The organism is Pseudomonas sp. GW821-FHT03A09 (genome assembly GCF_059421065.1).
In genome coordinates this window covers 321,394-335,079 of the sequence record NZ_JBWKUX010000003.1, presented here as the reverse complement: position 1 = coordinate 335,079, position 13,686 = coordinate 321,394, and the positions used below count along the sequence as shown (strand labels likewise).

Annotated in this window: 14 protein-coding genes; 9 read left to right on the top strand and 5 right to left on the bottom strand. The window is 60.6% G+C overall.

All coding sequences use genetic code 11. The features are described 5' to 3' along the window. The first annotated feature begins 1 nt into the window (after window position 1). The 7 genes from nuoI (at window position 2) to AC07V4_RS06755 (ending at window position 6,943) form a co-directional block, all read left to right on the top strand. On the top strand, window positions 2–550 hold the full coding sequence (nuoI, locus tag AC07V4_RS06785; RefSeq protein ID WP_003174725.1) for an NADH-quinone oxidoreductase subunit NuoI: 549 nt from the start codon (window positions 2–4) through the stop codon (window positions 548–550). Window positions 551–559: 9 nt separating this feature from the next. After that, window positions 560–1,063 carry an NADH-quinone oxidoreductase subunit J gene (nuoJ, locus tag AC07V4_RS06780; protein ID WP_016974048.1) on the top strand — a complete coding sequence of 168 codons (504 nt, stop codon included), beginning with the start codon at window positions 560–562 and terminating at the stop codon, window positions 1,061–1,063. Window positions 1,064–1,065: 2 nt separating this feature from the next. After that, a complete protein-coding gene (nuoK, locus tag AC07V4_RS06775; RefSeq protein WP_003174727.1) occupies window positions 1,066–1,374 on the top strand; it encodes an NADH-quinone oxidoreductase subunit NuoK in 309 nt (102 codons plus the stop codon). Continuing rightward, a complete protein-coding gene (nuoL, locus tag AC07V4_RS06770) occupies window positions 1,371–3,224 on the top strand; it encodes an NADH-quinone oxidoreductase subunit L (RefSeq protein WP_492635469.1) in 1,854 nt (617 codons plus the stop codon). Before nuoK ends, nuoL begins: the two co-directional genes overlap by 4 nt. Window positions 3,225–3,288: 64 nt before the next feature. Continuing rightward, the gene (gene nuoM / locus AC07V4_RS06765; RefSeq protein WP_492635470.1) at window positions 3,289–4,821 is read left to right on the top strand and encodes an NADH-quinone oxidoreductase subunit M; all 1,533 of its coding nucleotides are present in this window, start codon (window positions 3,289–3,291) and stop codon (window positions 4,819–4,821) included. Window positions 4,822–4,828: 7 nt separating this feature from the next. Beyond that, entirely contained in the window at window positions 4,829–6,292 is a 1,464-nt protein-coding gene (nuoN, locus tag AC07V4_RS06760) for an NADH-quinone oxidoreductase subunit NuoN (RefSeq protein ID WP_492635471.1), read from the top strand. Between the two features lie 336 nt (window positions 6,293–6,628). Further along, window positions 6,629–6,943: a helix-turn-helix domain-containing protein gene (locus tag AC07V4_RS06755; protein WP_492635472.1), complete on the top strand. Its 315-nt coding sequence runs from the start codon at window positions 6,629–6,631 to the stop codon at window positions 6,941–6,943. A gap of 32 nt (window positions 6,944–6,975) precedes the next feature. Here the strand turns inward: AC07V4_RS06755 and AC07V4_RS06750 are convergent, their stop codons facing one another. Then, complete coding sequence (locus AC07V4_RS06750) at window positions 6,976–8,013, bottom strand: AraC family transcriptional regulator (protein ID WP_495029359.1); 1,038 nt, start codon at window positions 8,011–8,013, stop codon at window positions 6,976–6,978. Window positions 8,014–8,216: 203 nt separating this feature from the next. Between AC07V4_RS06750 and AC07V4_RS06745 the strand changes: the two genes are divergently transcribed. Beyond that, the gene (locus AC07V4_RS06745) at window positions 8,217–9,158 is read left to right on the top strand and encodes a SphA family protein (RefSeq protein ID WP_492635473.1); all 942 of its coding nucleotides are present in this window, start codon (window positions 8,217–8,219) and stop codon (window positions 9,156–9,158) included. A 119-nt stretch (window positions 9,159–9,277) separates the two neighbouring features. Here AC07V4_RS06745 and AC07V4_RS06740 read toward each other — a convergent pair whose 3' ends face one another. The 4 genes from AC07V4_RS06740 to AC07V4_RS06725 all read right to left on the bottom strand — a co-directional run bounded on the left by AC07V4_RS06740 (window position 9,278) and on the right by AC07V4_RS06725 (window position 13,246). Continuing rightward, window positions 9,278–10,486: a DSD1 family PLP-dependent enzyme gene (locus tag AC07V4_RS06740; protein WP_492635711.1), complete on the bottom strand. Its 1,209-nt coding sequence runs from the start codon at window positions 10,484–10,486 to the stop codon at window positions 9,278–9,280. Window positions 10,487–10,545: 59 nt separating this feature from the next. Next, on the bottom strand, window positions 10,546–11,874 hold the full coding sequence (locus AC07V4_RS06735; RefSeq protein WP_492635712.1) for a D-arabinono-1,4-lactone oxidase: 1,329 nt from the start codon (window positions 11,872–11,874) through the stop codon (window positions 10,546–10,548). Window positions 11,875–11,947: 73 nt separating this feature from the next. Further along, window positions 11,948–12,304, bottom strand: coding sequence for a c-type cytochrome (locus AC07V4_RS06730; protein WP_492635474.1), 357 nt, complete (start codon window positions 12,302–12,304; stop codon window positions 11,948–11,950). A 105-nt stretch (window positions 12,305–12,409) separates the two neighbouring features. Further along, the gene (locus AC07V4_RS06725; RefSeq protein WP_492635475.1) at window positions 12,410–13,246 is read right to left on the bottom strand and encodes an arylamine N-acetyltransferase family protein; all 837 of its coding nucleotides are present in this window, start codon (window positions 13,244–13,246) and stop codon (window positions 12,410–12,412) included. Window positions 13,247–13,366: 120 nt separating this feature from the next. On the opposite strand from AC07V4_RS06725, the gene AC07V4_RS06720 reads away from it, so the two are divergent. Continuing rightward, on the top strand, window positions 13,367–13,603 hold the full coding sequence (locus tag AC07V4_RS06720; RefSeq protein WP_492635476.1) for a DUF6555 family protein: 237 nt from the start codon (window positions 13,367–13,369) through the stop codon (window positions 13,601–13,603). Window positions 13,604–13,686 lie beyond the last annotated feature (83 nt).

The window sequence follows — 13,686 nt, the reverse complement described above, 5'->3', positions numbered from 1 at the left end:
CATGTTCAAATATATTGGCGACATCGTTAAGGGTACCGGTACCCAGTTGCGAAGCCTGGTGATGGTTTTCGGCCATGGCTTTCGCAAGCGCGACACCCTGCAATACCCGGAAGAAGCGGTGTACCTGCCGCCGCGCTATCGCGGCCGTATCGTACTGACCCGCGACCCCGATGGCGAAGAGCGTTGCGTAGCCTGCAACCTGTGCGCCGTGGCGTGCCCGGTGGGTTGCATCTCCCTGCAGAAAGCTGAAACCGAAGATGGTCGCTGGTACCCGGACTTCTTCCGCATCAACTTCTCGCGCTGCATTTTCTGCGGCCTCTGCGAGGAAGCTTGCCCGACCACCGCAATCCAGCTCACGCCGGATTTCGAGATGGCCGAGTTCAAACGTCAGGACCTGGTGTACGAGAAAGAAGATCTGCTGATCTCTGGTCCCGGTAAAAACCCTGATTACAACTTCTATCGTGTTGCAGGTATGGCCGTTGCCGGTAAGCCGAAAGGTGCCGCACAAAACGAAGCCGAGCCGATCAACGTGAAGAGCTTGCTGCCTTAAGGAAGAAAGATGGAATTCGCTTTCTATTTCGCGTCCGGTATTGCAGTGGTGTCCACGCTTCGCGTGATCACCAACACCAATCCTGTGCACGCCCTGCTCTACCTGATCATTTCGTTGATCGCCGTGGCCATGACCTTCTTCAGCCTCGGCGCACCGTTCGCCGGTGTGCTGGAAGTGATCGCCTACGCCGGCGCCATCATGGTGCTGTTCGTGTTTGTGGTGATGATGCTCAACCTGGGGCCGGCTTCGGTCGCCCAGGAACGCGTCTGGCTCAAACCCGGCATCTGGCTAGGCCCGGTTGTGCTGGCAGCGCTGCTGCTGGGTGAACTGCTGTATGTGCTGTTCGCTCACCAGAGCGGCCAGGCCATCGGCCACACCACCGTAGACGCGAAAGCCGTGGGCATCAGCCTGTTCGGCCCGTACCTGCTGGTGGTCGAACTGGCGTCGATGCTGCTGCTCGCTGCAGCCGTCACCGCCTTCCACTTGGGCCGCAACGAAGCCAAGGAGCAATGACGATGCCTGCTATCCCTTTGGAGCATGGTCTGGCGGTCGCCGGCATCCTGTTCTGCCTTGGCCTGGTCGGCCTGATGGTCCGCCGTAACATTCTGTTCGTGTTGATGAGCCTGGAAATCATGATGAACGCCGCAGCACTGGCCTTCATCGTCGCGGGTGCACGTTGGGGCCAGCCGGATGGACAAGTCATGTTCATCCTGGTGATCAGCCTGGCAGCCGCCGAGGCCAGTATCGGCCTGGCGATCCTGCTGCAACTGTATCGTCGCTTCCACACGCTTGATATCGACGCTGCCAGTGAGATGCGCGGATGAACATGATCTTTCTGACTTTCGTATTTCCCCTGATCGGTTTCCTGCTGCTGTCGTTCTCCCGTGGACGCTGGTCGGAAAACCTCTCGGCCCTGGTGGGCGTGGGTTCCATTGGCCTGTCGGCGATCGTTGCCGCCTACGTCATCTGGCAATTCAATGTGGCGCCGCCGGAAGGTGGCCATTACACCCTGGTGCTGTGGCAGTGGATGTCGGTGGAGGGCTTCAAGCCCAACTTCGCTATCTACATCGACGGCCTGTCGATCACCATGCTCGGCGTGGTGGTGGGTGTGGGCTTCCTGATCCACCTGTTCGCGTCCTGGTACATGCGCGGTGAAGCCGGTTACTCGCGCTTCTTCTCGTACACCAACCTGTTCATCGCCAGCATGCTGTTCCTGGTACTCGGCGATAACCTGTTGTTCCTGTACTTCGGCTGGGAAGGCGTGGGCCTGTGCTCGTACCTGTTGATCGGTTTCTACTACAGCAACCGCAACAACGGTAACGCGGCACTCAAGGCCTTCATCGTGACCCGGATCGGTGACGTGTTCATGGCCATCGGCCTGTTCATCCTGTTCCAACAAGTGGGCACGCTGAACATCCAGGAACTGCTGGTGCTGGCACCGCAGAAATTCCAGGTCGGCGACTTCTGGATCACCCTGGCGACCCTGATGCTGCTGGGCGGTGCTGTCGGTAAATCCGCACAACTGCCACTGCAGACCTGGCTGGCGGATGCGATGGCCGGTCCTACTCCGGTATCGGCACTGATCCACGCCGCAACCATGGTAACCGCCGGTGTCTACCTGATCGCCCGTACCCACGGTCTGTTCACCCTGGCGCCGGACATCCTGCACCTGGTAGGCATCGTTGGCGGCGTGACCCTGGTACTGGCCGGCTTCGCCGCGCTGGTGCAGACCGACATCAAGCGTATCCTCGCCTACTCGACCATGAGCCAGATCGGCTACATGTTCCTGGCCCTGGGCGTTGGCGCCTGGGACGCGGCGATCTTCCACCTGATGACCCACGCCTTCTTCAAGGCCCTGCTGTTCCTTGCTTCCGGTGCGGTGATCGTTGCCTGCCACCACGAGCAGAACATCTTCAAGATGGGCGGCCTGTGGAAGAAACTGCCACTGGCCTACGCCAGCTTCATCGTCGGTGGTGCCGCCCTGGCCGCCCTGCCGCTGGTCACTGCCGGTTTCTACTCCAAAGACGAAATCCTCTGGGAAGCCTTTGCCAGCGGTAACCAGAACCTGCTCTATGCAGGCCTGGTAGGCGCGTTCATGACGTCGCTGTACACCTTCCGCCTGATCTTCATCACCTTCCACGGTGAAGCCAAGACCGAAGCACACGCAGGCCACGGCATCTCGCACTGGCTGCCGTTGTCGGTATTGATCGTGTTGTCGACCTTCGTCGGCGCCATGATCACGCCGCCACTGCACGGTGTACTGCCACAAAGCGTCGGCCATGCCGGTGGCGAAGCCCAGCACAGTCTGGAAATCGTCTCGGGTGCCATTGCCATCGCCGGTATCCTGCTGGCAGCCCTGCTGTTCCTCGGCAAGCGTCGCTTCGTGACCGCCGTTGCCAACAGTGGCATCGGCCGCTTCCTTTCGGCCTGGTGGTTCGCCGCCTGGGGCTTCGACTGGATCTACGACAAACTGTTCGTCAAGCCTTACCTGGCCATCAGCCATGTACTGCGCAAAGACCCGCTCGACCAGACCATCGGTTTGATCCCGCGTGCCGCCAAGGCCGGTCACACCGCCCTGAGCCGCAGCGAGACTGGCCAATTGCGCTGGTATGCAGCCTCCATGGCGGCCGGTGCCGTGCTGGTGATCGGCGCCATCGTCGTGGTAGCGGTCTGACCATGTCTATGAACCTTGCGAACATTGCCAACTTTGCGAACTTGCGAAAGGAAACGAGCCTGTCATGATTCTGCCCTGGCTAATCCTGATCCCCTTTATCGGCGGCCTGCTCTGCTGGATGGGTGAACGCTTCGGCGCCACCCTCCCCCGCTGGATTGCGTTGCTGACCATGTCCCTGGAACTCGCACTCGGCCTCTGGCTGTGGGCCCACGGTGACTACTCATTCGCTCCGGCACCGGGTGTCGACCCCACCTTCGCGCTTGAATTCAAGCACGTGTGGATCCAGCGCTTCGGCATCAACGTGCACCTGGCCCTCGACGGCCTGTCGCTGTTGATGATCCTGCTGACCGGCCTGCTGGGTATCCTCTCGGTACTCTGCTCCTGGAAAGAGATCCAGCGTCACGTGGGCTTCTTCCACCTGAACCTGATGTGGATCCTGGGCGGCGTCGTCGGCGTGTTCCTCGCCCTCGACCTGTTCATGTTCTTCTTCTTCTGGGAAATGATGCTGGTGCCGATGTACTTCCTCATCGCGCTCTGGGGTCACAGTTCTTCGGACGGCAAGAAAACCCGGATCTACGCGGCGACCAAGTTCTTCATCTTCACCCAGGCTTCCGGCCTGATCATGTTGGTGGCGATCCTGGGCCTGGTACTGGTCAACTTCAACAACACTGGCGTGATTACCTTCAACTACGCCGACCTGTTGAAGACCAAGATGTCCCTGACCACCGAGTACATCCTGATGCTGGGCTTCTTCATCGCGTTCGCGGTGAAGCTGCCGGTGGTGCCGTTCCACTCCTGGCTGCCTGACGCTCACGCCCAGGCGCCGACCGCAGGTTCCGTGGACCTGGCCGGTATCCTGTTGAAGACCGCTGCTTATGGTCTGCTGCGCTTCGCCCTGCCGCTGTTCCCGAATGCCTCGGCCGAGTTCGCGCCGATCGCCATGACCCTGGGTCTGATCGGGATCTTCTACGGTGCGTTCCTGGCATTCGCGCAAACCGACATCAAGCGTCTGATCGCCTTCTCGTCCGTTTCCCACATGGGCTTCGTACTGATCGGCATCTACTCCGGCAGCCAGCTGGCATTGCAAGGCGCAGTGATCCAGATGTTGGCCCACGGTGTTTCGGCCGCTGCCCTCTTTATCCTGAGTGGCCAGCTGTACGAGCGCCTGCACACCCGTGACATGCGTGAAATGGGTGGCGTGTGGTCGCGCATCGCCTACCTGCCGGCGATCAGCCTGTTCTTCGCCGCCGCGTCCCTGGGCTTGCCGGGCACCGGTAACTTCATCGGCGAGTTCCTGATCCTGATGGGCTCGTTTGTGCAGACGCCGTGGATCAGTGCCATTGCGACTTCCGGCCTGGTGTTTGGTTCGGTGTACTCGCTGATCTTGATCCACCGTGCCTACTTCGGCCCGGCCAAGTCCGACACCGTCCTGCAAGGGATGGATGCTCGCGAACTGATCATGGTGCTCGGCCTTGCGGTATTGCTGATCTACATCGGCGTGTACCCGCAACCGTTCCTGGACACTTCTGCCGCAACGATGCATGGCGTGCAGCAGTGGTTCGGCACCGCCTTCTCTCAACTCGCTTCGGCCCGGTAAGAGCGCTATGGAATTCACGATCCAACACTTTATCGCGCTTGCGCCGCTGCTGATTACCAGCCTCACCATCGTGGTGGTGATGCTGGCAATCGCCTGGCGCCGCAATCACTCGCAAACGTTCCTGCTGTCCTGTGCCGGTCTGAACCTGGCCCTGCTGTCGATCATCCCGGCCCTCAAGGTCGCGCCACTGGCGGTTACGCCGTTGATGATGGTCGATGACTTCGCGCTGCTGTATATCGCGTTGATCCTGGTCGCGACCCTGGCGTGCGTGACCCTCGCCCACGCCTATATGGGTGAAGGCGGCACTGGTTACCCAGGCAACAAGGAAGAGCTGTACCTGCTGATCCTGCTGGCTGCGGCCGGTGGCATCGTGCTGGTCAGCGCGCAGCACCTGGCGGGCCTGTTCATCGGCCTGGAACTGCTGTCGATCCCAACCTACGGCCTGGTGGCCTACGCCTTCTTCAACAAGCGCTCCCTGGAAGCCGGCATCAAGTACATGGTGCTGTCGGCCGCCGGTTCCGCGTTCCTGTTGTTCGGTATGGCCCTGCTCTACGCCGAAGCCGGTAGCCTGAGCTTCACCGGTATCGGCCACGCCCTGGCCACCACCAACATGCCTGCGCCAATCGCCCAACTGGGCCTGGCCATGATGTTGATCGGCCTGGCGTTCAAGCTGTCCCTGGTACCGTTCCACTTGTGGACTCCGGACGTATACGAAGGCGCCCCGGCGCCGGTGGCTGCGTTCCTGGCGACCGCGTCGAAAGTGGCTGTGTTTGCAGTGATGGTGCGTCTGTTCCAGATCTCGCCTGCAGCCAACACCGGCGTGCTGAGCACCGCGCTGACCGTGATCGCCATCGCTTCGATCCTGTTCGGTAACCTGCTGGCCCTGACCCAGAACAACCTCAAGCGTCTGCTGGGTTACTCGTCCATCGCTCACTTCGGCTACCTGCTGATCGCCCTGGTGGCGAGCAAAGGCCTGGCCGTGGAAGCCATGGGCGTGTACCTGGTCACCTACGTGATCACCAGCCTCGGTGCGTTCGGTGTGATCACCCTGATGTCCTCGCCGTTCAAAGGCCGTGACGCCGACGCCCTGTACGAATACCGCGGTCTGTTCTGGCGCCGTCCGTACCTGACCGCCGTGCTGACCGTGATGATGCTGTCCCTGGCCGGTATTCCGCTGACTGCGGGCTTCATCGGCAAGTTCTACATCGTCGCTACCGGTGTTGAAGCCCACGAATGGTGGTTGGTTGCCTCTCTGGTACTGGGCAGCGCCATCGGCGTGTTCTACTACCTGCGCGTGATGGTCACCCTGTACCTGATCGAGCCAAACCTGCGCCGTGTAGACGCCGAGCTGCATTGGGAACAGAAGGCAGGCGGCGTGATGCTGCTGGCCATCGCTCTGCTCGCGTTCTTCCTGGGTGTGTACCCACAACCGTTGCTCACCCTGGTGCAGCACGCGGTACTGGGCGTTTGATCGCTTAGCAAGATGCAGTCAATAGAACGGCGCCTTCGGGCGCCGTTTTTGCATTCTGGGGATAGCCTCATTCGCCCTCTTCTACTCGCGGAAACGCCCTCCTCCACTTGCCTACTCATCTGGCATCTACCCGCTGGAAGCGGCCGTATCGTGTTTGAGTATTAGGAAAGCTCCCACAGCGGGGTCACTTGACCATCAGCAGGTGGGCCACCAAACTCTACGCAGGCTACGTACAGAACATGGATGCTCTATTTATCGAACTGCCGGCCTTCGAGCGGCATCGCAAGGACTCTTGTAGTGAGCGGCTGGACAGGGAAATCAAAGCGAGAACACAACATGAAGCGTGAAATATTTTCTGAATTGGTCGAAGGCTTCGACGCCCTGGCCGACGAGCGCCAAGGCAAAGTCACCCTACGGACCCACAAAGTCCACCTCAACAAACTGCCGCCGCTCACGGCTGAAGAAGTGGTTGCCGTACGCCAACAGCTCAACCTCTCCCGGTCGGTGTTCGCCATGTACCTGCGCACCAATACCCGTACCCTGGAAAACTGGGAACAAGGCCGGGCCAAGCCGAATGCCCAGGCAGCCACCTTGATTCGTCTGGTGGCGCGATTTCCGGAAACCGTGGCGCAACTCGCTGCACTGGGTTGAACCAATAGCCCCGGCAGGTTCGGGGCTTCAACTCATGCCACCCCTCCTCCATCACCCCGAAACGCACTGGGGCTCACCCCCGTCCAACGCTTGAACGCCCGCCGAAAACTGCGCACGTCGCTGTAGCCGACGGCTTCGGTGATGCGTTCGATAGACAATCCAGGATTACCCAGCAAACCCATGGTCCGAGCGCGACGTACTTGCTCCAGTAGCGCCTCGAAGGTCAGCCCGTGTTCGGTCAGGCGTCGGCGCAGGGTGCGACCGCTCATGTTCAGGTCACTGGCGACCTTCTCCAGCTGGCTGCCTTGCAGGTCTCGGGAGATTGCGCGCTCCACGGCCTGGATCAGGTCCATCTTCTGGTGCAACTGGGCGCTCTCCAACTCCAGTAGGTCCAGGGCCTGTCGCAGTGCCAAGGGGTGATGGTTGGGCAAGCGCATGTCCAGCCAGTGTGGCGCCAGCACCATGCGATTGTGCAGGCAGCCGAAACGCACATCGGCCCCAAACAGACATTGATACTCGGCGACATAAGGCGGCGCTGCGTGCACGAACTCCAACCGCTGGGGCTTGAAGCCGTCCCCCACCAACGCGCGGCCATACACCATGAGGCTGGCGAAGAGTTCTTCGGCGGCAAACACCTGCACGTCGGCGTAAGGCAGCAGGCATTCCACATCCACCCAGACTTCCTGGGCGTTCTCATGGGTGCGGGTGGTGGCGATACCGCCGGAGGTGTGCTGATGCCGCTCGCCAATGGCAAAGGCATCGCGCAGGGTCTTGCACAGGGAAATCACATGCCCCAGCAGCCCTAAAGTGCCCAATACATTCTGATGGCCCACCCACAGGCCCAGGCCCTGATCGGGCAAGGCTTTGAGTGCGCGCTGAATCATCGCCACCGCCTGGCGATAGGATATGCGCTGCGCTGGATCATCCAGATCCACCAGGGTAAAGCCCAAGCCACGGCACAGGGTGTCAGCATCCACGCCCTTCTGCGCCGCTACCTGCCCCAGGGTTTGCAACAGGAACGGCGACACCAGCGCCAGTTCGAACTGCGGATCAACGACTTTCCTTTGCATGGTCTACAGGTTCCCGACTGAGTACTTCAGTTCTTGTTTTAGAAACATTCTGACAATCATAGGCGCTTGCAAGAATCGCTGCATCCTGAGTGAAAGCTGTCCGGCAAAGCCCCCTTATCTGGCCGCCAAAACCCTGCCCTGACGAACGCCCAAGGCTTATTTCTATGGGTAGCAGTGCCCTAACAATAATAATGAGGCCAGACATGAACCCCACCCGTGCACTTCATCCGCTGCAACTCGCGCTGTTGAGCCTGATCAGCCTACCGGCCCTGGCCACCGAAGGCGGTGTCGACAACATCGGTCCCGGCACCGACGGTTTCTACATCCTGCCCTTGGATGTGAACAACCTGCCGGACCACATGTTCGCCTTCAACCTGTATTACAACCACTATCAGGCACGCAAACTCGACATCAGCTCCCTGGGTGGCAAGGTATCCGAGGTACGCATCAAGTCTGACGCGATCATCCCGCGCCTGGACTACCTGAGCCCCGTACGCGTGTTTGGCGGGCGCCTCGGCGGCTACATCGCCCAGCCCTACCTCAAGCAGCAGGTGTCGCTGTTCGGCATGTCCGATACCCGCGAAAGCATGGGCGACACCACCCTGGCACCGATCATCCTGTGGGACATGGGCAAGAATCTGACCCTGGCGGCCGCCGTGGAAATCACCCTGCCCACCGGTGAATACGACGCTACGCGCCTGGCCAACACCAGCAACAACTTCTACACCTACAAACCGCTGGTCTCGGCAACCTGGATGCCCAACCCACGCACCGAGCTGTCGATCAAGACCACCTACAGCTTCAACGAAGAAAACCACGACACCGACTACCGCTCCGGACAGATCTTCCACTTCGACTACTCGGCCAGCTACAAGGTGACCGACAACCTGAGCCTGGGCATCAATGGTTATTACCTCAAACAGACCACCGACGATAAGCAGTACGGTCACACCGTGGTGAACCCTTTTGGCGAGGACGTGACTGACGGCGTACGTGGCCAAGTGTTCGCGATTGGCCCGGCGCTGTATTTCACGTTCCTCAAATACGCCAGCGCCGAGATCCGCTGGGCCAAGGAGTTTGATGTAAAGAACCGGCCGGAAGGCGATATGTTGTGGGCCAAGCTCACGATCCCATTTGCCTTGTGAACCTACATTCAAAATGTGGGAGGGGGCTTGCTCCCGATGACAGAGGTTCAGTCACCTGATGAGCTGACTGATACACCGCCATCGGGAGCAAGCCCCCTCCCACACTTGAAACCATTCCGTCAGGTGTAGACGGGCCAGGTCTCTACGATTTTGCCACCCCGCACCCCCAGCAAATCCCCAAACTGCAACAACACAAACTCACTCTGGGTGGGTCGTAAAAACACCTGGTCCTCAATGTTCAACCCCACCGCAGGCGAACCATTGACCATCTCCTGATTGGAGCTGCGCCCATACACTCCATTGCTTTGCAGCCCCTGGGGCGACTCAAACTCCGCCATCCAGTTACCGCCATAAATAAAGAACGTCTCACGCTGGTTCGCATCCCACCAGGAAAACACCCGCGACTTACCATCCAGCGCCGGAATATTCACCGGCCCGGTGCTTTTCAGCACGGGCGTTGCGATAAACGCCGCCGGTACATGCTCACTCAGGGACGGCAGATCGTAATGGGTGGGCTTGAGCAGCGCCGTGCCTACCGACACTTCCGTGCTCAGCGTTTCCTGCTCATGGATGCGATAACTCGGGCTGCCGGCCGTATTCAAGGTCAGTCCCTCACGCCATAACCCGGCAAACTGCTGGCGGGTGAAGTCGACATAACCGTTGTAACGCTGCATCACCTGCTCAAACAGCGCCTGGGGCGAGCCGAGGATGCCAGGCACGCCCATGCCGACAAACGGGTCGTAGCCCATGAACCCGGCAAACTCCAGGTGCTGCGGGTGGGCATTGATCAGCGTGAGCATCTGCCCCAACACCGTATTGTCCGCGACACCACCGCGATGCAGCCCCACATCCAGCTCGATATTCACCCGCAACCGCGCACCCAACCCTTGGGCCAGCAGCAGGTATTGCTGCAAGCGCTCGGGCGTATCCAGCAGCCACTGCAACTGGCGCGACGGCTCGAACGGTCCTTTATGAGTTTGGTAAAACAGCTCGGCGGATCGCACCGGCAACGGCTTGCCCATCAAGATATCCGCCCCGGGGAACACCTGGGCATCGTGATTCAGAAAGGGTTGATGAAACGACATCAAGCGCTGCGTACCTGAGCGCTTGGCGATATAGGCCAGCAGCCCGGGCGACGGCAATGACTTCTCCACCAGACGCAGATGCTTGCCGCCACGTTGCACCGACTGTGCCACCACGTCGATATTGTGATCCAGGCGGTCCAGGTCGATCAGCATCACCGGGCGCATCGGTCCATGGGCCTTGAGCTCTTCATTGAGGGTGCGGAAATATTCGTTATACGGGCCGCCGCGATCACTCGGACGCAGCAGCCAGGCACCGGCCACCAATACGGCACCGGTGCCCAGGACAAAATGTCGGCGTTTCATCAGGCCACCCCCAGGATGGATGACAGGTGTGCATTGAGGAATTTCCCCGTGGGGTCCAGCTCGCGGCGCACGCGGCTGAATTCTTCCCAGCGCGGGTACAGCGGCTGCAGCGCGCGTGCGTTGAGGGTGTGCAACTTGCCCCAGTGCGGCCGACCAGCGTACTTCCAGAAGATCGGCTCCACGGCGGCAAAGAAGTTGTGGTGGTCCATGGTGTAATGCTGGTGAACAGAGATCGAACAACTGTCGCGACCTTCGAACATGCTCAAGGGAATGTCATCGGCCTTGACGTAGCGGTACTCGATGGGAAACCAGGTACGCAGGTCTTTGTCGGTGATCAGCTTGAGGATTTCTCGCAGGCAGGCCGGGCCATGCTCGGCGGGCACCGAGTATTCCATTTCGTTGAAGCGCACAGTGCGCACATTGGCGTACACCTGGAATGACTCAGCCACGCGGTCCTCGAAACTGGCAAACAGCCGCAGGCTGTTGAGCAAGGTGCGGCGGGTGTCTGGAAAATCGCTGACGTACTTGTCAAGTTTCTCGATGATCGACACAAACTCATTACCGCCCGCCTCGGCCGGATCGACCGGCGGAGTTTCCGGGTCAGTGGTTTCGTTGAGGGCGATGGACAGCGCGTAGTCGGAATGGGTCACCACCAGCATTTCCCAATGCTGGTTCTCCCGAGTGTTCTTGGCGACGTCTTCCAGCAGCTCTTCGGTCTTGGCGATCCACTGGCGTTCGCGCAAGCGATACGGGGCACGGTTCTGCGAGCGGACTCGGGTGGTCACGCCCAGGGCGCCCAAGGAAACACGAGCGGCGCTGAACACTTCGGGATGGCGTTGGGCGTCGCAGTCCAGCACCTCGCCTTGAGCCGTCACCAACTGCAACCCGGTGACGCAACCCGAATACGAGGTAAAGCCCACTCCGGTGCCGTGGGTCGAGGTGGAGATGGCACCGGCCAGGGTCTGGTAATCGATATCCGCCATGTTCGGTAGCGCCTGGCCGACGGCCTTGAGCGCCGGGCCCATGCGTGACATCGGCGTGCCGGCCGCAAACGTGGCTTGCAGGGTCGCGGGGTCATGCTCCAGCAAGCCGTTGAAGTAGCTCAGGGAGAGCAACGTGCCGTCAGTCGGCACCAGGGCGCTGAACGAGTGCGCCGAACCGACCGGCCGAATGTTGCCCGGCGCCTGGCGAATCACCTGCACCAGCTCATCCAGGTCTTTGGGGGCCAGGCGGGCCAGCGGCAGGCACGTTTGCGCCCCCGACCAGTTGCGCCACGGAATCAGCCGCGGCGCACGCGCCAATTGCGCCAACACCGGGTTGCCGGCCAGCGCCAGAAAAACACCGGCCATGCTTGAGCGTTGCAACAGTTGCCGCCGTGAAAGCGCCATCCACCACCTCTTTTTATTGTTGGAGTTGAACACCGGCCATAAAGCTGATCAGCGCCAGGAACTGCTCTTCGGAACACTGCATGCACAGCCCCATCGGTGGCATGCCGTTGTAACCGTTGATACTGTGATCCAGCAGCGTGTCGGAGCCCTGGGCCACGCGTGGGCTCCAGGCCGCACGATCACCGGCCAGGGGGGCACCCGATGCCGGGTTGGCGTGGCACAGCTTGCAACTGGTGTCGTAGACCTGGGCGAGCGCCGGGTCGGCGGGCATGGCTGTCGCCGCCGCGGCGCGTTCTGAGGGATGTTTGGCGGTGTCGTCACAGGCCGTTAGCAGGCCAAGCACAGCCAACAGTAATGTGATGCGACGCATGGCCACCCTCTCTTCTTATGCTGTGGAAAGTGCATTCCACACTAAGGCAGCCGGCCGTCCTGGGTTGAGGGTTTTGGGGGCCACAAAGGGGGCTTGTGCGGACAGTCAGGGCTTCACTAGCCGCTCCAGGGTTTCACGCAGTTGTGGGTGCGTCGGCAGGCGAATGCCAAACGTCGTACCGAGCAGCACTTGCAGCTCATCGGCCGTGTCGATCACACGCTTTTCGCTGGGCCCGTCCAGGCAATGCACCGCATAGTTGGCGTTGGCCAGGGTGTAGCGCTTGCCCGGCGCCAACCGCGCCGCTTTCAACTGGCCGAGGAAGACTGAGTCCGGGTGGGTAGAGACGTACCAGTTGCCGATTTCGTAGTCGATTGCCGCCTGCACTTGCAGGTCGAACACATACAGGCCACGCCACTCCTCGGCGACCAGCGCCCACAGGGTGTAGCTGCCCTGCCCGTCGAACGTCAGGCGATAGGGTTCGTGGGCCGTGGCCTGCACCGCCTCGGTGTCCAGGTGCAACGGGCTGCTGGGCACCATGCCGCCAAAGCCGACATCGGTGATGTAGCGCACGCCCTCCAGGGTCACCAGGCTCATGCGATGGGTACGCGCGGTGTGCGCATCCGCAGGCCCGCCCAGCACTACGCGGCCGGTGATGCCCCGTGCGTCGAAGCCGAGTTCCTGCAACAGGGCCAGGAACATCTGGTTCAGCTCATAGCAATAGCCACCGCGCCCGTCGAACAGCACTTTCTGCTCGACGCTGGGCAGGTCGATGGGTACCGGCGCGTGCAGCAATGTGGACAGGCTTTCGAAGGCAAAGGTGCACACATGGCGCAGTTGCAGCGCTTGCAGGGTTTCAAGGGTCGGCGGCGGGGGTGAATCGTAGCCCACGCGTTGCAAGTAAAGCTGGCTGTGGGTCAGACGGCTGTCAGTGGGGTGCGGCATGGCGCGATCCTTGAGCGCGTGGCGAAGGCGTCACTATGCCGCGCCTGCTCACCTCTTGTCATTTTGAATGAACCTTTTTGAACGCCAACCTATCCATCTATAACAAGACAGGGGGGAAACATGAGTACCGCAAAAATCTACACCATTCACTACCAGCTGCACGGTCAGCCGAAGTCCTTTGTAGTACGTGCAGAAGTCATGAACAACGCCGAAGCCTGGCACTGGGCGGCAGTCGATGCCGATATTGCCCATGTCAGCCGCATTGGCCGCGTGGGTCACGAACAGGTGAAGAAAACCACCCGACCCTCGGCGGAGAAGTTCGGGATCACTGAGGTCAGCTGGATCGCGCCAAAATAAGCAGAGCCCCGCACATTGGCGGGGCTTGCTTTACGATTTCCTGCGCAAGCGTGCGATGATGCCATCCCGCCTATTCTTGAGAC